22 protein-coding genes and 1 pseudogene are annotated in these 22836 nt (G+C 67.6%); 12 read left to right on the top strand and 11 right to left on the bottom strand.

Features of this window, described 5'->3' with window-relative positions; all coding sequences use genetic code 11:
- The first annotated feature begins 10 nt into the window (after positions 1–10).
- The 8 genes from GON01_RS09865 to mazG all read left to right on the top strand — a co-directional run bounded on the left by GON01_RS09865 (position 11) and on the right by mazG (position 7459).
- On the top strand, positions 11–1174 hold the full coding sequence (locus tag GON01_RS09865) for a D-alanyl-D-alanine carboxypeptidase family protein (RefSeq protein ID WP_157027216.1): 1164 nt from the start codon (positions 11–13) through the stop codon (positions 1172–1174).
- Positions 1171–1797 (top strand): dTMP kinase, encoded by a 627-nt coding sequence (gene tmk / locus GON01_RS09860; protein ID WP_157027215.1) that lies wholly within the window; start codon positions 1171–1173, stop codon positions 1795–1797. The genes GON01_RS09865 and tmk overlap by 4 nt, the downstream gene beginning before the upstream one ends.
- The gene (locus GON01_RS09855) at positions 1794–2798 is read left to right on the top strand and encodes a DNA polymerase III subunit delta' (protein ID WP_157027214.1); all 1005 of its coding nucleotides are present in this window, start codon (positions 1794–1796) and stop codon (positions 2796–2798) included. The genes tmk and GON01_RS09855 overlap by 4 nt, the downstream gene beginning before the upstream one ends.
- A 68-nt stretch (positions 2799–2866) precedes the next feature.
- On the top strand, positions 2867–4402 hold the full coding sequence (gene metG / locus GON01_RS09850) for a methionine--tRNA ligase (RefSeq protein ID WP_157027213.1): 1536 nt from the start codon (positions 2867–2869) through the stop codon (positions 4400–4402).
- Between the two features lie 118 nt (positions 4403–4520).
- Entirely contained in the window at positions 4521–5300 is a 780-nt protein-coding gene (locus tag GON01_RS09845) for a TatD family hydrolase (RefSeq protein ID WP_157027212.1), read from the top strand.
- On the top strand, positions 5297–6061 hold the full coding sequence (locus tag GON01_RS09840) for an MBL fold metallo-hydrolase (protein ID WP_181600025.1): 765 nt from the start codon (positions 5297–5299) through the stop codon (positions 6059–6061). Before GON01_RS09845 ends, GON01_RS09840 begins: the two co-directional genes overlap by 4 nt.
- Entirely contained in the window at positions 6058–6669 is a 612-nt protein-coding gene (locus GON01_RS09835) for a retropepsin-like aspartic protease family protein (protein WP_181600024.1), read from the top strand. The genes GON01_RS09840 and GON01_RS09835 overlap by 4 nt, the downstream gene beginning before the upstream one ends.
- Positions 6670–6706: 37 nt before the next feature.
- Complete coding sequence (gene mazG, locus GON01_RS09830) at positions 6707–7459, top strand: nucleoside triphosphate pyrophosphohydrolase (RefSeq protein WP_157027210.1); 753 nt, start codon at positions 6707–6709, stop codon at positions 7457–7459.
- Here the strand turns inward: mazG and hflX are convergent.
- The 5 genes and pseudogenes from hflX to dusB all read right to left on the bottom strand — a co-directional run bounded on the left by hflX (position 7456) and on the right by dusB (position 14077).
- Positions 7456–8742 carry a GTPase HflX gene (gene hflX, locus GON01_RS09825; RefSeq protein ID WP_157027209.1) on the bottom strand — a complete coding sequence of 429 codons (1287 nt, stop codon included), beginning with the start codon at positions 8740–8742 and terminating at the stop codon, positions 7456–7458. The two genes, mazG and hflX, sit on opposite strands and share 4 nt — an antisense overlap.
- Before the next feature lie 40 nt (positions 8743–8782).
- Positions 8783–9340 (bottom strand): annotated as a pseudogene (gene hfq / locus GON01_RS09820) (RNA chaperone Hfq); the annotation flags it as partial.
- A gap of 18 nt (positions 9341–9358) precedes the next feature.
- Positions 9359–10741, bottom strand: coding sequence for a nitrogen assimilation response regulator NtrX (ntrX, locus tag GON01_RS09815; RefSeq protein WP_181600023.1), 1383 nt, complete (start codon positions 10739–10741; stop codon positions 9359–9361).
- A 5-nt stretch (positions 10742–10746) separates the two neighbouring features.
- Positions 10747–12999 (bottom strand): sensor histidine kinase, encoded by a 2253-nt coding sequence (locus GON01_RS09810; protein WP_408640916.1) that lies wholly within the window; start codon positions 12997–12999, stop codon positions 10747–10749.
- Between the two features lie 79 nt (positions 13000–13078).
- Complete coding sequence (dusB, locus tag GON01_RS09805; protein ID WP_157027206.1) at positions 13079–14077, bottom strand: tRNA dihydrouridine synthase DusB; 999 nt, start codon at positions 14075–14077, stop codon at positions 13079–13081.
- Between the two features lie 65 nt (positions 14078–14142).
- Here dusB and GON01_RS09800 point away from each other — a divergent pair, with 65 nt between their 5' ends.
- Complete coding sequence (locus tag GON01_RS09800; RefSeq protein ID WP_309503425.1) at positions 14143–15294, top strand: bifunctional 2-C-methyl-D-erythritol 4-phosphate cytidylyltransferase/2-C-methyl-D-erythritol 2,4-cyclodiphosphate synthase; 1152 nt, start codon at positions 14143–14145, stop codon at positions 15292–15294.
- The gene (locus GON01_RS09795) at positions 15291–15851 is read left to right on the top strand and encodes a CinA family protein (protein ID WP_157027205.1); all 561 of its coding nucleotides are present in this window, start codon (positions 15291–15293) and stop codon (positions 15849–15851) included. Before GON01_RS09800 ends, GON01_RS09795 begins: the two co-directional genes overlap by 4 nt.
- Here the strand turns inward: GON01_RS09795 and GON01_RS09790 are convergent.
- Both GON01_RS09790 and lipA read right to left on the bottom strand, forming a co-directional pair.
- On the bottom strand, positions 15776–16273 hold the full coding sequence (locus GON01_RS09790; protein ID WP_157027204.1) for a type II toxin-antitoxin system RatA family toxin: 498 nt from the start codon (positions 16271–16273) through the stop codon (positions 15776–15778). The two genes, GON01_RS09795 and GON01_RS09790, sit on opposite strands and share 76 nt — an antisense overlap.
- 52 nt (positions 16274–16325) lie before the next feature.
- Positions 16326–17303, bottom strand: coding sequence for a lipoyl synthase (gene lipA, locus GON01_RS09785; protein WP_157027203.1), 978 nt, complete (start codon positions 17301–17303; stop codon positions 16326–16328).
- 67 nt (positions 17304–17370) lie between these two features.
- Here lipA and GON01_RS09780 point away from each other — a divergent pair, with 67 nt between their 5' ends.
- Positions 17371–18006, top strand: a complete 636-nt coding sequence (locus GON01_RS09780; protein ID WP_157027202.1) for a carbonic anhydrase — start codon at positions 17371–17373, stop codon at positions 18004–18006.
- A 60-nt stretch (positions 18007–18066) separates the two neighbouring features.
- On the top strand, positions 18067–18555 hold the full coding sequence (locus GON01_RS09775; protein ID WP_157027201.1) for a hypothetical protein: 489 nt from the start codon (positions 18067–18069) through the stop codon (positions 18553–18555).
- 42 nt (positions 18556–18597) lie between these two features.
- Here GON01_RS09775 and rpmE read toward each other — a convergent pair whose 3' ends face one another.
- From rpmE to bamA, 4 genes are all read right to left on the bottom strand, one after another.
- Positions 18598–18828: a 50S ribosomal protein L31 gene (gene rpmE / locus GON01_RS09770; RefSeq protein WP_157027200.1), complete on the bottom strand. Its 231-nt coding sequence runs from the start codon at positions 18826–18828 to the stop codon at positions 18598–18600.
- A gap of 83 nt (positions 18829–18911) precedes the next feature.
- On the bottom strand, positions 18912–19391 hold the full coding sequence (gene fabZ, locus GON01_RS09765; protein WP_157027199.1) for a 3-hydroxyacyl-ACP dehydratase FabZ: 480 nt from the start codon (positions 19389–19391) through the stop codon (positions 18912–18914).
- Between the two features lies 1 nt (position 19392).
- Positions 19393–20043 carry an OmpH family outer membrane protein gene (locus tag GON01_RS09760; protein ID WP_157027198.1) on the bottom strand — a complete coding sequence of 217 codons (651 nt, stop codon included), beginning with the start codon at positions 20041–20043 and terminating at the stop codon, positions 19393–19395.
- Positions 20043–22772: an outer membrane protein assembly factor BamA gene (gene bamA / locus GON01_RS09755; protein ID WP_157027197.1), complete on the bottom strand. Its 2730-nt coding sequence runs from the start codon at positions 22770–22772 to the stop codon at positions 20043–20045. The genes GON01_RS09760 and bamA overlap by 1 nt, the downstream gene beginning before the upstream one ends.
- Positions 22773–22836: the final 64 nt, after the last annotated feature.

Below are 22836 nucleotides of genomic sequence, written 5' to 3'. Positions count from 1 at the left end.
GACTGTCTGAATGAAAGCCTATCTGCTCGGTTCGCTGTTCCTGGTCGCGCTGTCGACGCCTACCGTCGCCGCCGCGCCGCCCTTCGACACGCCGGCGCCGATCGCCTATATGATCGACCTGTCATCGGGCGCGCAGCTCTACGCGAAGGACGCCGACCGCCGCATCCCGCCGGCATCGATGGCGAAGATGATGACGGTCTATGTCGCCTTCGACATGATCAAGAAGGGCGAGCTGAAGCCCAGCCAGATGTTCACGGTCCGGCCCGAGACGTGGCAGGAATGGCACGGGCCGGCGGCCGGCTCGACGATGTTCCTGAGCCCCAATGAGCAGGTCAGCGCGGAGAACCTCCTCTACGGGATCGTCACCCTGTCCGGGAACGACGCGTGCGTCGTGCTCGCCGAAGGAATTGCCGGAACCGAGGAAGCCTTCGTCCAGCGGATGAACGACGCGGCGAAGCGGCTCGGGATGACGGGCAGCCATTTCGGCAATTCGAACGGCTGGCCGGACGAAGGCGTCACCTATGTGACCGCCCGCGATCTCGCGAAGCTCGCCGCCGCGACGATCGAGGACTTTCCGCAGCTCTACAAGCAATATTACAGCAAGCTCGATTTCACCTGGGGCAAGACGATGGGCGGCGAGGCCATCACCCAGGCCAATCGCGATCCGCTGCTGGGCCGCGTTCAGGGGGCCGACGGCCTCAAGACCGGCCATACCGAGGAAGCGGGCTACGGCTTCACCGGCTCGGCCGAGCAGAATGGGCGCCGGCTGGTCATGGTGATCGCCGGGCTCGACAGCTTCAACCAGCGCATCGGCGAGTCGGTACGCTTCATGGAATGGGGCTTCCGCGCCTGGCAGTCGAAGCCGCTGTTCAAGCAGGGCGCGAAGGTCGAGACCGCAGAGGTGCAATTGGGCGACGACGATCAGGTCGGTCTGGTCGCGCCGCGCGATCTCGCCGTCACCCTGCCGGGCGGCGCCGCGTCCAATTTCGCCGTCAAGGTCGTCTATGACGGGCCGATCAAGGCGCCGATCAAGAAGGGCGACCATATCGCCGACCTGGTCGTGCAGGCGGCCGACACGCCGCCGCAGACGATGCCGCTGGTGGCCGCGAACGATGTCGGCACGGCAGGCTTTTTCGGCCGCGTCTGGGCCGCGATCCTGTCCTTCTTCGCTTGACGGCCCGCTTCATAAGCCTCGAAGGCGGTGAAGGCGTCGGCAAGTCGACCCAGGCGCGCCGCCTGGCCGACGCGCTGCGCGCGCGCGGCCTCGACGTGCTGCTGACCCGGGAACCGGGCGGGAGCCCGGGCGCGGAGGCGATCCGCCGGCTGCTGCTGGAAGGCGATGCGAACCGCTGGTCGCCAAGCGCCGAGGCCCTGCTGTTCGCGGCCGCGCGCGCCGATCATGTCGCGAAGACGATTGATCCTGCAGTCGCTGCTGGCCGATGGGTGATCTGCGACCGCTTCCTCGACAGCTCCCGCGCCTATCAGGGCGCAGCCGGCGGCATCGGCGATGCCGCGATCCTGGGCCTGCACCAGGTCGGCAGCGGCGGCCGGCTGCCCGACCGCACGCTTGTGCTCGCGCTCGGCGATGCCGATGCCGCCGCCCGCGCCGACGCGCGTGACGCGGGCTGCCCGGACCGGATCGGCGGCCGGGAGCAGGGCTTCCACACCAGGGTCGCTGCCGCCTTTCGCGATTTCGCACGCCAGGAACCGGATCGGGTCCGCCTCGTCGATGCGAGCGGGGACGAGGCGCAGGTCACGGATCGTCTCCTCGCCGCCCTCGCCGATCTGCTGCCATGACGTCACTTCTGGGCCATGATGAGCAGGCGGCGGCCTTCCTGGCCGCGATGCGCTCGACGCGGCTGCACCATGCCTGGCTGCTGACCGGCCCGCGCGGGCTGGGCAAAGCGAGTTTCGCCCGCGCCGCGGCGCTGCGCCTGCTCGCGGAGGCCGCGGACCCGGAGCTGGACGGGCAGGGGCTGGACGTCGATCCCGAGCACCGGATCGCCAGGCTGTTCGCGGCCAGGAGTCACCCCGATTTCCGCCTGGTCGAGCGCGAGCCGTGGAAGCAGGACGAGATCATCCCCGAAATCGACCGCAAGGGCGACGAGCCGCTCGCGCGCAGCATCCGGGTCAAGCAGATCCGGATGCTGGAGCGCGTGCTGTCGGTCTCGCCGGCTTTGTCGGCCCGGCGCGCGATCGTCATCGACTCGGCCGACGATCTGGAACGGAGCGCCGCCAACGCGCTGTTGAAAAGCCTGGAGGAGCCGCCGGCCGGCACCGTCTTCTTCCTGGTCAGCCACATGCCGGGCCGGTTGTTGCCGACGATCCGCTCGCGCTGCCGTACGCTGCGTTTCGGCCCGCTGTCCGACGAACAGATGCGCGTCGTGCTGCGCCGCGCGTTGCCGGCGACGGCGCCCGACGAGATCGATGCGCTGATGAAGGCGGGCGAGGGCGCGCCGGGCCAGGCGCTGCGCTTTGCCGGGCTCGATATCGGATCGCTCGATGCGGCGCTGGAGACCATGGCGCGCACCGGCGATCCGTCGAACGCCACGCGCGCATCGCTCGCCAGATCGCTGGCGCTGAAGGCCGCGCATCCCCGCTACGAGGCGCTGCTGGAACGCGCGCCCGCCCTCATCGCCCGCGAGGCGCGCGGCCGCCGCGGCCCGGCGCTCGACCGGGCGCTCGAGCTTTGGGGCAGGGCCCGCGACCTCGCCGCCAGCGCGATCGGCCTGTCGCTGGACCCGCAGGCGACGGCGTTCCAGCTCGGCAGCTATGTCGCTCAGCTGGCCGAGGAATAGCGCCGGTCATTTCGAGCGAGCGGAGGTTGGTGGTTCAATTCGGCGAAATCGGCCACTAAGGCCGCGCTATGGCCGATCCCTTCTACATCACCACCGCCATCGCCTATCCCAATGGCCGGCCGCATATCGGCCACGCCTATGAAGCGATCGCGACCGACGCGATCGCACGATTCCAACGGATGATGGGCCGCGACACCTTCTTCCTGACCGGCACCGACGAGCATGGGCTGAAGATGGCGCAGACCGCCCGCGACCGCGGCGTCGAGACGCGCACGCTGGCCGATGAAATGTCCGGCTATTTCCAGGAGATGGACCGCGCCCTTAACATCAGCTTCGATCGGTTCATCCGCACGACCGAAGCCGACCACCATGTAGCTAGCCAGGCGATCTGGAAGGCGATGGAAGCGAAAGGCGACCTGTATCTCGGCCGCTACGAAGGCTGGTATTCGGTCCGCGACGAGGCCTTTTACGACGAAAAGGAGCTGGTCGAAGGGGAAGGGGGCGCAAAGCTCTCGCCCCAGGGCACGCCGGTGGAATGGACGGTCGAGGAAACCTGGTTCTTCAGGCTGTCTGAATATCAGCAGCCGCTGCTCGACCATTATGCACGGCATCCCGACTTCATCCGTCCCGAGCGCAGCCGGAACGAGATCGTTCGTTTCGTCGAAGGCGGCCTTGCGGACCTGTCGGTCTCGCGCACCAGTTTCGACTGGGGCGTGAAAGTCCCCGGCTCCGAAGGCCATGTGATGTATGTGTGGGTCGATGCTCTCACCAACTACCTGACCGGCGCCGGCTATCCAGAGCCCGGCTACACGAGCCGCTGGCCCGCCGACCTGCATGTGATCGGCAAGGACATCGCCCGTTTCCACGCCGTCTATTGGCCGGCGTTCCTGATGTCGGCAGGCATTGCCCTTCCGAAGACGGTGTTCGCGCACGGCTTCGTCCTGCACCGGGGCGAGAAGATGTCGAAATCGACCGGCAATGTCGTCGACCCGATGGAGCTCGCCAGCCGCTACGGCGTCGATGCGCTCCGCTATTTCCTGCTGCGCGAGGTCGTGTTCGGCCAGGACGGCAGCTATTCGGACGAAGCGATCGTCACTCGCGCCAATGCGGACCTCTCGAACAGCTTCGGCAACCTCGCCCAGCGCGTGCTGAGCTTCATCGCCAAGAATGTCGGCCGCGTACCGGGCGCGGGCAGGGCGGAGCCTGCCGATGCCGAGCTGCTGGCCACCATCGCCGCCGCCACCGGGCAGGAGCTGCCCGCCGCGTTCGAGCGGCTCGCCCTCTCCGAAGGCTGTGAAGCCTGGATGCGCGCGGTCTTCGCCTGCAACCAATATGTCGATGCCCAGGCGCCCTGGGCGCTGCGCAAGACGGATCCCGAGCGGATGGAGGCGGTGCTTCGCACGCTGCTGCTCGCGATCCGCGATCTCGCCATCGCGATCCGTCCGGTCATTCCCGCTTCGGCGGACAAATTGCTGGACCTGCTCGGCGCGACCGGCCGTGCGTATGCCGACCTCGCGGACCGCGGCTGGATCGAGACGGCGGTGCTCCAGCCGCCCAGCCCGATCTTCCCGAGGCTTGAACTGCCGGCAAACGAGACGGTTTAGCGCCTAAACTCCGTTCGGCCTGAGCTTGTCGACGGCCTCCCTTCTTCTTTTCTGAGTCGCCGGAAGGGGAAAAGAGAGGGCTTCGACAAGCTCAGCCCGAACGGGTAACGGATCGTGAATGCTCACGGACAGCCATTGCCACCTGAACTATAAGGGCCTGATCGAGGACCAGGCCGGCGTGATCGCGCGGGCGCGGGCGGCGGGAGTCGGCACGATGCTCAACATCTCGACGCGCGAGCGCGAATGGGACGCGATCATCGCAACGGCCGCGACCGATCCGGACATCTGGGCGTCGATCGGCATCCATCCGCACGAAGCCGATGCCCATCCCGACGTCGACACCGCCAAGCTTGTCGCCAGGGCCGCGCACCCCAAGGTCATCGGCATCGGCGAGACGGGTCTCGATTATTATTACGATCATAGCGACCGCGCCCGCCAGCGCGCGAGCTTCCGCGCCCATATCGCGGCCGCGCGGGAGACCGGCCTGCCGCTGATCGTCCACACGCGCGACGCGGAGGACGACACGGCCGAAATCCTCGCCGACGAAATGGGGAAGGGCGCCTATGCGGGCGTGATCCACTGCTTTACCGCCAGCGACGCCTTTGCCGACCGGGCGCTGGAGCTCGGCCTCTATATCTCCATTTCCGGGATCGTGACGTTCAAGAACGCCCGGGAGCTGCAGGAAACCGCCGCGCGCATCCCCGAGGACCGGCTGCTGATCGAGACGGATTCGCCGTTCCTCGCGCCGGTGCCGCACCGGGGCAAGCCCTGCGAGCCGGCCTTCGTCGCCGATACGGCGCGCTTCCTCGCCGACCTCTGCGGCACCAGCGTCGAGGCGCTGGGCGCGGCGACCACGCGCAACTTCCGCGCGCTGTTCACGAAGGCAGCGACTGCGTGAAGGTCACGATTCTCGGCTGCGGCACGTCCTCGGGCGTCCCGCGGATCGGGAATGATTGGGGCGCCTGCGATCCCGCCGAGCCGCGCAATGCCAGGCGCCGCGTCTCGATCCTGGTTAACACCGCGTCAACCACGATCCTGGTCGATACCTCGCCGGACCTGCGCGCCCAGCTGCTGGATGCACGCGTCGGCCATGTCGACGCGGTGATCTGGACGCACGATCATGCCGACCATGTCCATGGCCTCGACGATCTGCGCCAGCTCTTCCATCTCCAGCGCGCGCCGATCGCCGGCTTTGCTCGGCCGGCGACGATCGCGGTGCTGCGGGCGCGCTTCGGCTATGTGTTCGAAGGCGCGGACGGCTATCCCGCGACCGCGACCCTCACTGATCTGCCCGATGCGCTGCGGATCGGGGACATTGACATCACCGTGACCGATCAGCCGCACGGCAGCATCACCTCGGCCGGCCTGCGCTTCGAAGCCGGGGGAAAATCAGTGGCTTACGCGACCGACTTCCACCGGATGACGGATGCGATGCGCACCCTGTATTCAGGGCTCGACCTCTGGATCGTCGACGCGCTGCGCCGGCGCCCGCATCCGACCCATCCGCATCTGGGCGAAGCGCTCGGCTGGGTGGCGGAGCTGGCGCCCCGGCAGGCGCTGCTGACGCACATGGATAATTCGATGGATTACAGGACCTTGCTGGCCGAACTGCCGAAGCGCATCGAACCGGCCTATGACAATCAGGTGATCGCCCTGTGACCGGCGACCAGACCCTGCAGGTGATCGCGGCGGTGATGATGCTCACGCTGGTCGGATCGAGCCTGCTCTCGCGCCGGCTGGCGCTCGGCCAGGTCGCGCGGATGATCGCGGGCTGGCTGCTGATCTTCGCCGCGGTGCTGGTCGGCTACAGCTATCGCTTCGAGCTGAACGCCGTCGTCCAGCGCGTCGCCGGCGACCTGCTCGGGGAGCGCGGCCAGACGGTCGGCGGCACGCTGCGCGTACCGATGGCGCCCGACGGCCATTTCTGGGTGCGCGCGCGCATCAACGGGCATGAACAGCGTTTCCTGATCGACAGCGGCGCGACCACCACAGCGCTGTCCGCCAGGACCGCCGACGCTGCCGATCTCACGGTCGATCGCGGCGGGTTCCCGGTCCTGATCAACACCGCAAACGGCACGGTCGAGGCGCAGCGTACGCGCATCGAACGGCTGACGATGGGGCCGATCGTCGCGAAGGACATGGCCGCCGTGGTTTCGCCGGCATTCGGCGACATGAACGTGCTCGGCATGAATTTCCTGTCGTCGCTTGAGAGCTGGCGCGTGGAGGGGCGGACTCTGATCCTGGTGCCCCACCAGCCGCGGGTTTGAGACGGACTTTACATAATGTATATTATCAGGATTTGAAATGGACGGACAGACGGCTCCCCTCGCGCTCGATCGGCTCGCCAAAATCATGGCGCGGCTGCGCGATCCGCAGCGCGGCTGCGAATGGGATGTCGCCCAGACCTTCGCGACGATCGCGCCGTACACGATCGAGGAAGCCTATGAAGTCGCCGACGCGATCGAGCGCGACGATCTTGACGCGCTGAAGGACGAGCTCGGCGATCTTGCGCTCCAGGTCGTGTTCCACGCGCGCATGGCCGAGGAGCTGGGCGCGTTCGACCTGGCCGACGTGCTGACCGCCATTGCCGACAAGATGGAGCGCCGCCACCCGCACATCTTCGGCGACGACGCGCATTCGCCCGGCTGGGAAGCCGTCAAGGCCGCGGAGCGCGCCGGGACCGACGATCCCAGCGCCCTCGCCCATGTCGCGCGTGCGCTGCCGGCGCTGCTCCGGGCCGAGAAATTGCAGAAGCGCGCTGCCCGTACCGGCTTCGACTGGCCCGACGCCGGCGGCCCGCGCGCCAAGATCCTCGAGGAGCTGGACGAGATCGCCAGCGCACCGGCGGACACGATCGAGGAAGAAGTCGGCGACCTGCTCTTCGCGGCCGTCAACCTCGCACGCCATCTGAAGATCGACCCGGAGGCCGCTCTCAGAAAGGCGAACGACAAATTCGAACGTCGCTTTCGCGCGATGGAAGCGATGGACGCTGGCTTCGCCGAACTGGATCTGGACGGGAAGGAAGCGCTCTGGCAGCGGGCGAAGGCGGCGGTCTAGGCCCGCGCCTGGAACCGGTGCCAGTCGCGATCCGACAGGCGCACGTCATAGGCGATCCGGTCGCCGTCGATCGTTTCCTCGGCCATCACTTCGCCATGCTCGTGCAGCCAGGCGAGCGCGGCGCCGTCGGCGATCGGCACCTCGATGTGGCGCAGCCGGTTGGCCCCGGTCAGGCGGCCGGACATCATCCGCTTGAGCGCCTCCACACCCTCGCCGGTCAGTGCGGAGATCAGCACCACGTCGTCCCGCTTTGCCGCCTCCGCCTCGATCGCGGCACGTCGCTCCGGATCGAGGCTGTCGAGCTTGTTCCACGCCTCGATCCGCGGCGCCTCCGCGCCGATTTCCGCCAGCACGCGCTCGACATCGTCGCGCTGCGCGTCGGAATCAGGGTGCGCGATGTCGCGGACATGGACGATCAGATCGGCGGAGATCACTTCCTCCAGCGTCGCGCGAAAGGCAGCGACCAGCTGCGTCGGCAAGTCTGAAACGAAACCCACCGTGTCCGACAGGATGGCCTTGTCCAGCCCCGGCAGCGCGATCTGCCGCATGGTCGGGTCCAAAGTCGCGAACAGCAGGTTCTCGGCCATCACGTCGGCACCGGTCAGCCGGTTGAACAGGGTGGACTTGCCGGCATTGGTGTAGCCGACCAGCGCGATCACCGGCCAGGGCGCACGCCGCCGCCGGTCACGGTGCAGCGTGCGCGTGCGGCTGACGGTTTCCAGCTCGCGCCTGAGCTTCGCCATGCGGTCGCGGATCAGGCGCCGGTCGGCCTCGATCTGGGTTTCGCCGGGGCCGCCCAGGAAGCCGAAGCCGCCGCGCTGCCGCTCGAGGTGCGTCCAGCTTCTGACGAGGCGCCCCGCCTGGTAGTCGAGATGCGCGAGTTCGACCTGCAGCCGGCCTTCCGCCGTCGCCGCGCGCTCGCCGAAAATTTCGAGGATCAGCCCGGTGCGGTCGATCACCTTGGCCTTGGTTGATTCCTCCAGGTTGCGCTGCTGGACGGGCGTGATCGCGCCGTCGACGACGACCAGCTGCGCGTCCTGCGCGCGTACCGCCGTCGCGATCTCCTCGACCTGGCCGCTGCCGAACAGAGTCGCGGGCTTCGGCGCCCGCACCCGGAACGCCAGCCGCTCGACGACCTCGATCCCGATCGCCTCCGCCAGCCCCGCCGCTTCATCCAGCCGCGCCGCGATGTCCCTCCCGTCCCCGCTCCGCAGGTCAGGATAGGCAATCACCGCCCGTGCGCCGCGGGCGAATTCGTCATAGTCGCGTTCGAAACCGGTCATCGGGGCGGAGATAGGCACTCCGCCCGGAGACGCAACGACCTCACTCCCCCTGCGCCTGCTCTTCCGCCAGATTGAGCGGGTGCGCCGGCTGCACGGTGGAGATCGCGTGCTTATAGACCAACTGCGTCTGGCTCTCGCGGCGGAGCAGCAGGCAGAACAGGTCGAAGGCGGCGACCTCGCCTTGCAGCATGACGCCGTTCACCAGGAACATCGTCACCGGCTCCTCGCTGCGGCGCACCGCGCTCAGGAACACTTCCTGCAGCAGCACCGGCTTCTTCTGGCTGTCGGCGAACGCCTTTTCGATCGGCGCCAGGTCGACCGGCGCGGCCGGCATCACGGTCGAGATCGCATGCTTGTAGACCAGCTGCGCATTGCCGTCGCGCCGCAGCAGCACGGAGAAATTGTCGAACCAGGTGATGATTCCCTGCAGCTTGACCCCCTTCACCAGGAACATCGTCACCGGTGTCTTGGACTTGCGCAGCGAATTCAGGAAAATGTCCTGCAGATTATTGACCTTGTCGGCCATCACTTGCCTCCGCTCTTTTGGCGGCTTCTCGGCTCCCCCTGTGGAAGCGTCCTCTGCATAACCTGAAAGCGTGGGACGGTCGAGTCGCGCCTATTCCTCTTCGCGCGTGTCGGCGAGGCCCAGCAGCTTCAGCTTCCGGTGCAGCGCCGATCGCTCCATGCCGATGAAGCTCGCGGTGCGCGAAATGTTCCCGGAAAAGCGTCGGATCTGCACGCGGAGATACTCGCGCTCGAAAGTTTCGCGCGCTTCCCTGAGCGGCGCACCCATCATCGCCGTGGTGGTCGCGTTGGAGGCGAGCTGCGGCTGGTCGCTCAACACTTCGGGCGGCAGCATGTCGATGTCGATCCGGCCGATCCGGTCGCCCGGCGCCATGATGATGGTGCGCTCGACGATGTTGCGCAGCTGGCGAACGTTGCCGGGCCAGTCATAGGCCTGCAGCGCGGCCATCGCGTCGCCGGCCACTTCCGGCGTCGGCACGCGGCGTTCGGCGGCGTAGCGGGCGACGAAATGGTCGACCAGCGCCGGAATGTCCTCGCGCCGCTCGGTCAGCGGCGGAAGGTGCACCGGCACGACGTTCAGCCGGTAATAGAGATCCTCACGGAACCGGCCCGCCGCGATCTCGTCCGGCAGCGGCTTCGCAGTCGCGGAAACGACCCGCACGTCCACCTTGACGGTCCGCTGGCCGCCCACGCGGGCGAAGCTCTGGTCGGTCAGCACCCGCAGGATCTTCGCCTGGGTGGTGATCGGCATGTCAGCGATCTCGTCGAGGAACAAGGTGCCGCCATGCGCCTGTTCGAGCAGGCCGGGCCGGGCGAGCTCGCCCCCCTCCTCCACCCCGAACAATTCTTCCTCCACCCGCTCGGGCGTCATCCGCGCCGCGCTGACGACGACGAAAGGCGCAGCGGCGCGCGGGCTCCAGATGTGGAGCAGCCGCGCCGCCACTTCCTTGCCGACGCCGGCGGGACCGGTGATCAGCACCCGGCTGCCGGTCGCAGCCACCCGCTTCAGCGTCGCGCGCACCTGGTTGATCGCGGACGAGCTGCCGGTCAGCTCGTCGTCACCCCCCATCTGCGCCTTCAGATCCGCATTCTCGCGGCGCAGGCGCTCGGTCTCGGTCGCACGGCTGACGAGCAGCAGCAGCCGCTCCGCCTCGAAAGGCTTTTCGATAAAGTCGGCCGCTCCCCGCCGGACGGCGGCGACCGCGGTGTCGAGGTTGCCATGGCCCGAAATCACCAGCACCGGCAGCGACGGATCGCGGCGCTTGATCTCGTCGAGCAACTCCAGGCCGTCGAGCTTCGATCCCTGCAGCCATACGTCAAGCAGCACCAGCGACGGGCGGCGGTCGCGGATCGCGTCCAGCGCCGCATCGCTGTCGGCTGCGCTGCGGGCGGTATAGCCTTCGTCTTCCAGCACGCCGGAGACAAGGTCGCGAATATCCTGCTCATCGTCGACGATGAGGACGTCCAGCGCCACGGTCCTCAACTCCGCGTCAGCGCGATCGGCGCGCGCTCTTCTTCGAGTTCCGGTTCGCGATCCACCAGCGGCGCCAGCGCCTGCGGATCGAACGTCATGGCCACGATGGTTCCGCCTCCTTCCCTGTCCCTGAGCTCGATGGTTCCGAAATGCTCCTCGACGATCTTCTTGACGATCGCGAGGCCGAGCCCGGTACCGCGCGCGCGCATCGTGAAATAGGGCTCGAACAATTGCCCGCGCTCGGCCGGCAGGCCGGCGCCATTGTCCTCGACCTCGATCGTCAGGCGATGCTCGTCTGCCTCGACGATGCGCATCGCGACCTCGCCTTCGACCGGGCCGGATTCGCATTTCCGTTCAATGGCCTCAACGCCGTTCTTGACGATGTTGGTCAGCGCCTGGCCAAGCTGCCGGCGGTCGCAGACCAGCGTCGGCGACGGTTCGGGCGCGTCCAGCGTGAAGCGGATGCCGGCATGGGCGACTTCATGCAGGAACAGCGCCTGGCGGGCGATGTCGACGATCGCCTCGGCGCGGAACATCGGCTTCGGCATCCGCGCGAAGGACGAGAATTCGTCGACCATCCGGCGCAGGTCGCCGACCTGGCGGACGATCGTCTCGGTCAGCCGGTCGAAGGTCGAGCGGTCGTTGGCGATGTCCTTACCATAGCGTCGCTGCAGCCGCTCGGCGGCCAGCTGGATCGGCGTCAGCGGGTTCTTGATCTCATGGGCGATGCGGCGGGCCACGTCGGCCCAGGCGGCGCGGCGCTGGTCGAGCAATTGCTGGGTGATGTCGTCGAACGTCAGCACCGATCCGCCGCTGCCGGCAACGATCTTGACGGCAAGCGTGCGCGGCTCGCCGCCGCTGGTCAGCTGGACGATCTCCTCGCGGTCCTGGCCGTCCAGCAGCGCCGCGAGCTCCGGCGCGACGCTGTCCAGCTTCTGGCCGACCGCTTCGTCGCCGCTCCTGAGCAGCTCCGCGGCCGGATTGTTGATCAGGCGGACGCTGCCGTCAGGATCCACGGAGATCACGCCGGCGGTGACGCCGGACAGCACGGCTTCGGTAAAGGCGCGGCGGCGGTCCAGCTGGTCGTTGGCGCTGACCAGCTGCAGCGTCTGCTCCTCTAGCCTGCGGGTCATCCGGTTGAAGGCGTTGGCGAGCGTGCCGATCTCGTCGCGTTCGCGCGGTGTCTCGACTCGTGCGGAGAGGTCGCCGGCCGTCACCTTGCGCGCCGCGTCGACCAGCTCGCCGACCGGGCGGACGAGCCGGTCGGCGACCCGCAAGGCGATCCACACCGCCGCCGCCGCGATCAGCAGCGAGATCAGCAGCAGCGCGGCGTTGAACCGGATCTGCAGCGATCGGGTGCGGTCAAGCAGCGCGTTATAGTCGCGCAGCACCGCCTTGGCGCGCGCGCTCTGCGTCAGCGCCTGCGGGTCCGAGATGCGCGAGGCATAGAGATAGGTGTTCCCGGTGGGCATCAGCCTGGTGACGGCCTCGATCCGGTCCGGGCTGTTGGTGACGACGACCGGCTCGCCGTGGTTGAGCCTGGCGACGATATCCGGCGATACCCGCCGCTCGACCGGCCGGGCATCCGGATTGACCATCGCCAGCGTGTGCGCGCTGCCGTCCGGGCTGATCGTGACGATCGCGGATTCGCTGAACTTGCGCACCAGCACCTGCCAGCCATAGCCTTCCGCAAACTCGGGGCTGTCGGAGCGCGCCTGCGACAGAAAGTCGCGCAGGTCGCCGGCCATGGTGACGGTCTCGGCGGCCACTTCCTGGTGCTTTTCCTGATAATAGCCCTGCGCCAGCTCGCCGGCATTCTCCAGCATCCCGCGGGCGCGGTCGGAGAACCAGAATTCGACGCCGTACTGGAACAGCAGCGAAGCGAAGATCACGACCAGGATCGTCGGCACCGCCGCGATCACCGAGAAGAGCGCGACGAGGCGGACGTGCAGCCGCCCTCCCCCGCCGATCGGCGACTGGGCGGCGCGCTTCTTCGCCACGCGCCGGCCCCACAGCACCAGCAGCGCGATCGCCGGCACCAGGTTGGCGATCAGCAGCAGCGCGACCAGCGGCGGCGTCAGCGGCCGGCTGCCGGGCTGGCCCTCAAGCAGGAAATAGCTGCCCACCGCGATGCCGATCGCGAGCAGCAGCGTCAGCAGCTCGACCGCGGGCATGTAGCGCGAGCGGCGGCGGATCACGGACAGCGTCCGCCTCCAGCGCGGTGCGCGGATCGGGGTGTCTGCCTTGCCGGCGCTCATCGTTGCACGGATACAACAGTTTGGCGGATTGCCAAACATATGTTGCGCGGTCGCAACAGGTTTTCGGCGCGTCCCGTCGTCAGGCCGCCGCCCGGCTCAGCCACGGACTGTAGAATTCGCGCAACATCCCCAGCACGTTCGCGGCGCCCGGTTCCTGGTTGACCTGGTTGCGGAAGTCGGCCGATCCGGGCAGGCCCTTGGTGTACCAGCCGATATGCTTGCGTGCCATGTTGACGCCGGTCATCTCGCCATAATGTTCGAGCATCGCCTCGTAATGCTCGATGATCAGGTGATATTGTTCCTCGACCGTCGGGTCGGGCAGCGCCACGCCATGCGCGAACCAGTGCATCACCTGGCGCAGCAGCCACGGCTTGCCATAGGCGCCGCGGCCGATCATCACCCCATCCGCGCCGGACTGCTCGAGCGCCCGCTCGGCATCGGCGATCGAGCAGATGTCGCCGTTGACGATCACCGGCACCTTGACCGCGTCCTTGACGCTGCGGACGAACCCCCAGTCGGCCCCGCCCTTGTACATCTGGCAGCGGGTGCGGCCGTGGATGGTGATCATCTGCACGCCCAGATCCTCGGCGATCCGCGCGAGCTCGGGCGCATTGAGGCTCTGGTGATCCCAGCCCATCCGCGTCTTCAGCGTGACCGGCACTTTCACCGCCTTGACGGTCGCCTCGATGATCGCGGCGGCAAGCGGGATGTCGCGCATCAGCGCCGATCCGGCGTCGCCGTTCACCACCTTCTTCACCGGGCAGCCCATGTTGATGTCGATGATCGCGGCGCCGCGATCCTCGTTCAGCTTCGCCGCTTCCGCCATCTCGCGCGGCGTGCAGCCGGCCAGCTGCATCGAGACCGGCTCCTCGATCGGGTCCCAGGCCGCCTTCTGCAGCGACTGACGCGTCTCGCGGATCATCGCCTGGCTGGCGATCATCTCGGTCACGTTGAGGCCGGAGCCGTAGCGCCGCACGATCCGCCGGAACGGCAGGTCGGTCACGCCGGTCATCGGCGCCAGCAGCACCGGGCTGTCGATCCGCACCGGGCCGATCTGGATGGGCTTGATCTGGGTCATGGGAGGGCCGGCACATAGCGACTCCGCCCCTTTTCGGCAAGGCAAGGGCGGGCTAGGGCGCGGGCGTGAACAGGGTCGTGGCAGTGATCGTCGCCGCCGGCAAAGGCGAACGCGCAGGCGGCGGCATGCCGAAGCAATTCCGCAGCATTGCCGGCAAGCCGCTGGTCGCGCACGCCTATGACCGGCTGGCCGCGCATCCGCGCATCGATGCGGTGCTGGTCGTCGGCGACGAAGGACCGCTCCGCGCCGCGCTGGGCGAGCGCGCGCCGCTCGGCATCGTTCCCGGCGGCGCGAGCCGGCGGCTATCGGTGCGCGCCGGGCTGGACGCGATCGAGACCCTCGGCGGCGCCGACGTCGTGCTGATCCACGACGCCGCCCGCCCCTTCACGCCGGCCGCAGTCATCGACCGGCTGCTGACGGCGTTGGAGGCCAGCCCCGGGGCGGTCCCGGCCCTGCCCGTCGCCGACACGCTCGCACGGCACGGCGCCACCCTGGGCGATGTGGTCGACCGCGACGCGCTGGTGCGGGTCCAGACGCCCCAGGCCTTCCGCTTCGGCGACATCATGACGTCACATCGCGCCTGGCAGGGAGACGACGAGCCGACCGACGATGCGCAGATGGTACGCGCGGCGGGCTTCGCGGTCGCAGCGGTGGCAGGCGACGCGATGCTCGAGAAGATAACCCGGCCGGAGGATTTCGCCGCGGCGGAAGCGCGGCTCGGCCAGCGCTCGTTCCGCACCGGCACCGGCTTCGACGTGCACCGGCTGGCCGAAGGCGAGCAACTGTGGCTCGGCGGCACCCAGATCCCGCACGTCAAGGGCCTCGCGGGCCATTCCGACGCTGACGTCGCCCTTCACGCGCTGACCGACGCGATCCTGGGCGCGATCGCCGAGGGCGATATCGGCACCCATTTCCCGCCCGGCGACCCGCAATGGCGCGGCGCTCCCTCGGCCCGCTTCCTGGAACACGCCGCGGCGCTCGTGGCGCGGCGCGGCGGCCGTATCGAGCATGTCGACCTGACCATCATCTGCGAGGCGCCGAAGATCGGCCCGTATCGGGACGCCATGCGCGCACGCATCGCCGAACTGTTGCGGCTTGCGTCCGGCAGGGTTAGCGTCAAAGCGACCACGACCGAGCGGCTCGGCTTTACCGGCCGCGGCGAAGGGATCGCGGCCCAGGCCGCCGCGACGATCAGCCTTTACGAGGATTTCCAATGAGTGCCCCCGATCACCCCAGCGTCGAATTCCTGTTGCCGCGGGAGCTGGTCGACAAGGCGCGCGCTGTGATCGAGGCGAACCGTGTCGTCGGCCGCCGCCTCGCCGTCGCCGAAAGCTGCACCGGCGGCCTGGTCGGCGCCGCGCTGACGGAGATTCCGGGCTCGTCCGACGTATTCGAGGCGAGCCTCGTCACCTATTCCAATGACGCGAAGATGAAGCTCGTCGGCGTCGCGCTCGACGTGCTGGAGACCTTCGGATCGGTGTCGATCGCCAATGCCTGGGCGATGGCGCAAGGGGCGCTGGAGCGTGCCGGCGTTGATGTCGCGGTCGCGATCACCGGCATTGCCGGCCCGGACGGGGGTTCCGAGAAAAAGCCGGTCGGCACCGTCGTCTTCGCCCGCGCCGAACGCGACGCTCCGCCGGACAAGATCAAGGCTGAGCGCCGCGAGTTCGGCGATCTCGGCCGCGGCGGCATCCGGCTTCAGGCGGCGTTGTGCGCGCTCGAACTGCTGATGCCCGACGCGCCGATGGCCGGGTCCGCGCCTCCCGCTCCGTAGAGCACCGCCGCGCGCTCCTCGAACGCGTTGATCATGCGCCTCAGCGCCATGTCGAACATCTGGCCGGCCAGCGCCTCGAACACGCGGTTCTTGAACGCGAAGTCGACGCAGAAATCGACCAGCGTGCCGCCCTTCCCGTCCGGGCGGAATTTCCAGTCGTTGCTCAGATGCTTGAGCGGGCCTTCCAGATAATCGACATGGATATGCCCCGGCCGCTCCTTGTGGACGCGGCTGGTGAAGCGCTCACGCAATGCTTTGAAGCCGACGATCAGGTCGGCGACCATCTCGGTCGGACTGTTCGACCGCACCCTGACCGCCGCCACCCAGGGCAGGAACTCGGCATAGCGGCCCACGTCCGCGACCAGATCGAACATCTGCTCGGGGCTGTAGGGAAGCTGGCGAGTCTCCGAATGACGCGGCATTCAATCCCTCATCCGTTCGTATCGAGCGAAGTCGAGATACGCCCGCACAGAGCTAACGCTTCTCGACTTCGCTCGAAGTGAACGGAGACTTGGTCGCCAGTTTCTGTTCCCGCGCCGCCCGCATCCGCGCGAAATCGTCGCCGGCGTGATAGCTCGACCGCGTCAGCGGCGAGGATGCGACCAGCAGGAAGCCCTTGGCGCGGGCAATCGCGGCATAGGCGTCGAACGCCTTGGGGGTCACGAATTCCTCGACCTTGGCGTGGCGCGGGGTCGGCTGGAGATACTGGCCCATGGTCAGGAAATCGACATCGGCCGAGCGCATGTCGTCCATCACCTGGTGCACTTCCAGCCTTTGCTCGCCCAGTCCCAGCATGATGCCGGATTTGGTGAAGATCGACGGGTCGAGCTTCTTGACGCTCTCCAGCAGGCGCAGCGAGGCGTAATAACGCGCGCCCGGCCGGATCGTCGGATACAGCCGCGGCACGGTCTCCAGATTGTGGTTGTACACGTCCGGCCGCGCCGCGACGATCGCCTCGACCGCCGCTTCATGCTTGTTGCGGAAATCGGGCGTCAGGATCTCGATCGTGGTCGCGGGCGTGGTCCGCCGGAGCGCCTCGATCACCTTGACGAATTGCGAGGCGCCGCCGTCCGCCAGATCGTCGCGGTCGACCGACGTCACGACGATATGCTGCAAGCCCATCTCGGCCGCCGCGTCGGCGACATGCTGCGGCTCCCTGGGATCGACCGCGCGCGGCATGCCGGTTTTCACGTTGCAGAACGCGCAGGCGCGGGTGCAGGTGTCGCCCAGGATCATCACCGTCGCGTGCTTCTTGGTCCAGCACTCGCCGATATTCGGGCACGCCGCTTCCTCGCACACGGTGGCGAGGTTCAGCCGACGCATCAGCTGCTTGGTCTCGGCAAAGCCGGTGCTGGTCGGGGCCTTGACCCGAATCCAGTCGGGCTTGCGGACGCGTGGCGGTCTTCCCTCGACACGGCTCGGGACAGGTGCGATCGGATCGGCTTCGCTCATATGGGCGCAGATAGCGAGCCGCGGCGCGGCTTGCCAGCCCCGCCTCATCTTCTTAACGCGGAGGGCCATGAGCAAGGGATTTGACGAACTCATCGCCGGCTATCGCCGCTTTCGTGAAACCGGGTGGAGCCAGCAGCGCGAGCGCTGGGCCGAGCTGAAGGAAGGCCAGGCGCCGCGAACCATGGTCATCGCCTGTTCCGACAGCCGGGTCGATCCCAGCATCATCTTCGATACCTCGCCGGGCGAGATCTTCGTGGTGCGCAACGTCGCGGCGCTGGTTCCTCCGTTCGAGCTCGGCGGCCTGCGCCACGGCGTGTCCTCGGCGCTGGAGTTCGCGGTCACTCAGCTGGAGGTCGAGGAAGTCGTGATCATGGCGCACGGCGCCTGCGGCGGCGTCAATGCCGCCCTCACCCGGCGATTCCGCGACGCGCCGCCGGGCGAAGGCGGCTTCATCGCCCGCTGGATGTCGATGCTCGACGAAGCGCGCGACCGCATCGTCGCGGAGCTCGGCGACGGCCCCGAAGCGATCCGCGCGCTGGAGCTCGAAAGCGTGCGGGTCAGCCTCGCCAACCTGCGCACCTTTCCCTGCATCCCGGTCCGCGAATCGGCCGGCCGGCTCAGGCTGCGCGGCGCCTATTTCGCGATCGCGGACGGCGTTCTCCACCTGCTCGACGAAGACAGCGGCCGCTTCTCGCCGGCCTGATTCGGAACGGGTCGGCCTCTCAAGCCGTTAAGGCGCCAGTTTCGTTGAGAGGAGAGAACGATGCTGAAGCGCCTGATTGCGGGCGCGGCGCTGGTCGCGCTGGCCGCCCCGCTCGCCGCCCAGAACGCCGCGCCGACCAACCCGCCGACTCAGCCGGGGACGAAGGAAGACCCGGGCACGCCGCGCACGCCGCTGCCGGCCGATCGTGGCTATGACAAGCCGCAGGTCCGCACGGAAGCGATCAACAATCCGAACAAGGACGAGGTCGCGGCCGCCAACAGCATGACCTCGGGCAGCTCTGCCGCCGGTACGGCCGCCGCGATCAGCGCCGACCTGCAAGGCCAGTATAATGCCGACATGGCCGCCTGGCTGGACGCGATGCGCACCCGCGATGCCCGCATCGCCGCCAACGCGTCGCATTATGACCGGCAGCAGCGCGCCTACGCCGACGCGATGTATGTGTGGCGCATGCAGGTCCGCGACTGCGAACGCGGCTTCCAATTCGCCTGCAACCGCCCGACGCCGAATCCGGCCGATTTCATGCGGTAGCCCAAAGTCCTCCCCGAGCGTGCTCGGGGAGGAGCCTGCTTCTTACTTCTTGCCCAGCGTCAGGCCGCCGAAGCGCTTGTTGAAGCGCGCGACCTGGCCGCCCTGGTCGAGCAGGCGCTGCGAACCGCCGGTCCAGGCCGGGTGCGCGAGCGGATCGATCTCGAGCGCCAGCGTGTCGCCTTCCTTCCCCCAGGTGGAGCGGGTCTGGTACACGGTGCCGTCGGTCATCTGCACCTTGATCATGTGATAATCGGGGTGCGTGTCTTTCTTCATGACTTCAAATCTCCGGAGTGGCTGGTTCCGACCAGCCTGAGGAAAGGCGGGCCGCTAGCAGAAGCGGCCGCCGGTGACAACTGTCAGGCAGAGGGCGGATCGGCGATCATCGCGGTGAAGTTCGCTTCCGCCGCCACCTGCCCGTCGACCAGCGCGCGGCCGGCGAATTTACACACCCGCGCGCGCTTCTGGACGAACTCTACCTCCAGGCGCAGCAGCACGCCGGGTTCGACCGGCTTCCTGAACTTCGCGTCCTCGATCGCCATGAAATAGACGAGCTTGCCGGAGCCGCTGAGCCCCAGCGATTCAACCGCGAGCACGCCGGCTGCCTGCGCCAGCGCCTCGACGATCAGCACGCCAGGCATGATCGGCCGGCCGGGGAAATGGCCCTGGAAGAAGCCTTCGTTGAACGTCACCGCCTTGACCGCCGCGATCGACCGGTCGGGAATGATCTCCTCGACCCGGTCGACCAGCAGCATCGGATAGCGGTGGGGAAGCGCCGCCAGGACCCTGGTGACGTCCAGCGGGCCGATCGCCGCGCTCCCCTCTCCCGCCTCGCTCATGTTAGCGGCCCTGCGGCTGCTTCTGCTGCGGCTGCTGCGTGGCCGGCTGGGCCGGCTGCTGGCCCGCTTCCTGGCCGCCCGGCTGCCAATTGGCCGGCGGCGTGATGCTGACCGACGGCACGAGCCGGTTCAGCTCGGTCGTCACGTCGGCGGTGATGTCGGCGGCCGGCTGGTAGGACAGCGCGGCCTCGGGACGCACCACCAGGCTGACGTTCTTGCGGGTCATCGCGGCGCGCAGCGCGTCGTCCAGCTTGCCGACGATCTGCTCCTCGACATAGGCGCGGGCGCGGCTGACCGGCTGGCCGATCCGCGCCAGCTCCTGCTGCGCCGCATTCTGCCGCTGCTGCAGCGTGGTGTATTGCTGCTGCAGCGCCTGCTGGTTCGGGTTCGGCGCCTTCGCGTCGGTCTGCAGCTTGGTGACGAGCGGCTGCAGCTCGGTGCGGATCGCCGTCTCGCGGGCGTTCAGCTGGTCGATCGTCGCCTTGTAGGTGGTCTGCATCTGCGTCATCGCCGTCGTCCAGGCGGTCGAGCGCTGCACGGCGGCGTCGAGATTGGCGACGCCGATGCTGTTCACCTGCGCGGCCGCCGGTGCCGCGGCAAGGGCGGTCGAAAGCGCCAGGCCGGCGGCGAGCGTCTTGATCATGGTCTTCATCAGAATTGGGTTCCTACGTTGAAAGTGACGAGCTGCGGGTCGTCGCCCGGTTGCGTGATCAGCGCCTTCGCGATGTCGATCCGGAACGGACCGAACGGCGAGTTCCAGTTGACGCCGAAGCCCACTGAAACGCGCGGCTTCGGCGTATCGCCAAGGAAGACCTCCCTGAATGCCGGAATGGTTTGGGTGAACGGTGTCGTCCCGGTCGGGCAGCCGGCCGACGGACGCGGGATCAGCGTGGAGGTGCCGCCATCCTGGGCCGGCGGCACCGTGCACTGCGCATTGCCGTTGATGTCCAGGATGTCGCGGGTCAGGCGCGGGTCGCCCGGTGGCAGGTTGATCAGCTGCGGCTTCTTCACGCCGAAGACGGAGCCGATGTCGACGAACACGGAGGGCCGGATGCCCAGCTCGCGTACGCCGGAGCCGAGCGGGATCTGCATCTCGATATGGCCGAGATAATAGGCGCGGCCGCCGATCGCGTCGTCGGCGAGCAGGTTTTTGCGCGTGGTGTCGACCTGGAACTGGCCCGGCATGCCCGGGATCGGCACATATTGGCCGGTGTCCTTGTCGATCAGATAGGCCTGGCGCTGGACGCGGGGACCGAGGCCGCGAATATCGAAGCCGCGCATCTGCGGCTGGCCCAGATAGAAGCGGTCGATCAGGCGCACCGGGTCGACTTCATTGCCCGACGCGTCGAACCTCTTGCCCTCCAGCGAATGGATGTAGCCGCCCTGCAGGCTGAAGTTGACGACGAAGCCGCGGCCCAGGTTCACATATTTGTCGGCAGTAGCAACCGTCTTCAGATACTTGACGCTGCCGCCCAGGCCGGCGAAATCCTGGCTGAGCACGAGCCGGCTGCCCCGGGTCGGCCGGATGCCGTTGTCGAGCGTGCTATAGACCAGCGAGTAGCCGACCTTCGAGGTCGTGCGGGTCCCGATCGCGTCGCAGAGGAAGCGGCCGGCCAGCAGCGGGTCGCAGGCGCCGTTGGTGAAGAACGACCGCGACAGATTCACGTCGTCGACGGAAAGCTCGTAGCGCCCCTGCAGCTGGATATATTCGGTGATCGGCACGCCGACGCGGACGCCGAAGCCGGTCTGGACCTGGCTGTAGGTGGTGTTGCGCTGGTTGCCGCTGACGAAGTTGAACGAGTTGAAGTCGCGGCGGAAGATGTTGCCGCCCAGCGCGATGTTCTTGTCCAGGAAATAGGGCTCGGTGAAGCCGAGCTCGACCGACTTCGAATAGGCCGAATAGTTGACCGATGCCGACAAGGACTGGCCCATGCCGCGGAAATTGGTCTGCTCGATCGAGGCGTTGATCAGGAACCGCTCGAGGCTCGAATAGCCGGCCGACAGCGACAGCGATCCGGTCGGCTTCTCCTCCAGATTGGCTTCGAGGATCACCCGGTCCGGCGTCGAGCCGGGCTTCTGGTCAATCTCGAATTTCTCCTGGAAATAGCCGAGCGACTGGATGCGGTCCTTCGACCGCTTGACCTGGAACGTGTTGAACGGGTCGCCTTCCTGCAGGCGGAACTCGCGGCGCACGACCTTGTCCTGTGTGATCGTGTTACCATTGATGTTGATCCGCTCGACATACACCCTGGGCGTCTCCGCGAGCCGGAAGGTGAGGTTCATCTCCTTCTTCTCGGGGTCGCGGTCGAACAGCGGGTCGGCCTCGGCAAAGGCGTAGCCGAGCAGGCCGGCGGTCTCGTTCAGGCCGTTGACCGTGTCCTCGACCTGCTTGGCGTCGTACCAGTCGCCCTTCTTCATCGGCAGCAGCGTCTTGGCGAAGTCGGGCTTCAGGTCGCGCAGGTCGCTTTCGACCTTCACGTCGCCATATTTGTAGCGGTCGCCTTCCTCCACCACATAGGTGATGATGAAGTCGCGCTTGTCCGGCGTCAGCTCGGCGATCGCGGAGACGACGCGGAAATCGGCATAGCCTTCGGTCAGGTAGAATTGCCGGAGCTTCTGCTGGTCATAGGCGAGCCGGTCGGGGTCGAACGTCGTGTTCGAGCTGAAGAAGCTGGTCAGCCGCGCCTGCTTGGTCGCCATTTCGTGGCGCAGCCGGCCGTCGCTGAATTTCTCGTTGCCGATGATGTTGATCTGCTGGACGCGCGACTTGCCGCCCTCGTGGATCGAATAGACGATGTCGACGCGGTTCTGGTCGAGCATGACCATCTGCGGGTCGACCGTCGCGCCGTAGCGGCCCTGGCGGCGGTACAGCTCGATGATCCGGGCGACGTCGGCGCGCACCTTCGAGCGCGTGAAGATCTGGCGCGGCGCGAGCCGGATCTCCTTGAGGATCTTGTCCTCCTTCAGCCGCTTGTTGCCTTCGAAGATGATGCGGTTGATGACCGGGTTTTCCTTGACCTCGATCGTCACCACCCCGTTCGCCTCTCGGATCGTGACGTCGGCGAACAGCTCGGTCGCGAACAGGTCCTTGATCGCCTGGTCGCCGGTCTCGGCGGTATAGACGTCGCCGGGGCGCAGCTTAATGTAGGAGCGCACCGTGTCCGGCTCGATGCGCTGGGAGCCGACCACGTCGACCCGGCTGATGATGATCGGCGCGGCCGCCGGGGCCGGTGCCGTAGCCGTAGCCGTAGCTTCCGCCGCGGGCTGGGCCTGGCTTTCGGCCGGTGCCGGGGTCGTTGCCGTCTGCGCGCAAAGCGGGGCCGACAGGCCGGCCAGCATGGTGCCGGCCAGCAGGGCGGGAATGGGGCGGTTGCGGAACATATGCGAAGAAGAGGCCGTCACCAGATACCCACCCCGAAAACTTTTTGGATTGCGGAAAAAGTCG

This window comes from Sphingomonas horti (assembly GCF_009753715.1).
Lineage (GTDB): Bacteria > Pseudomonadota > Alphaproteobacteria > Sphingomonadales > Sphingomonadaceae > Sphingomonas_B > Sphingomonas_B horti.
This window is presented reverse-complemented; position numbering and strand designations above follow the sequence as displayed.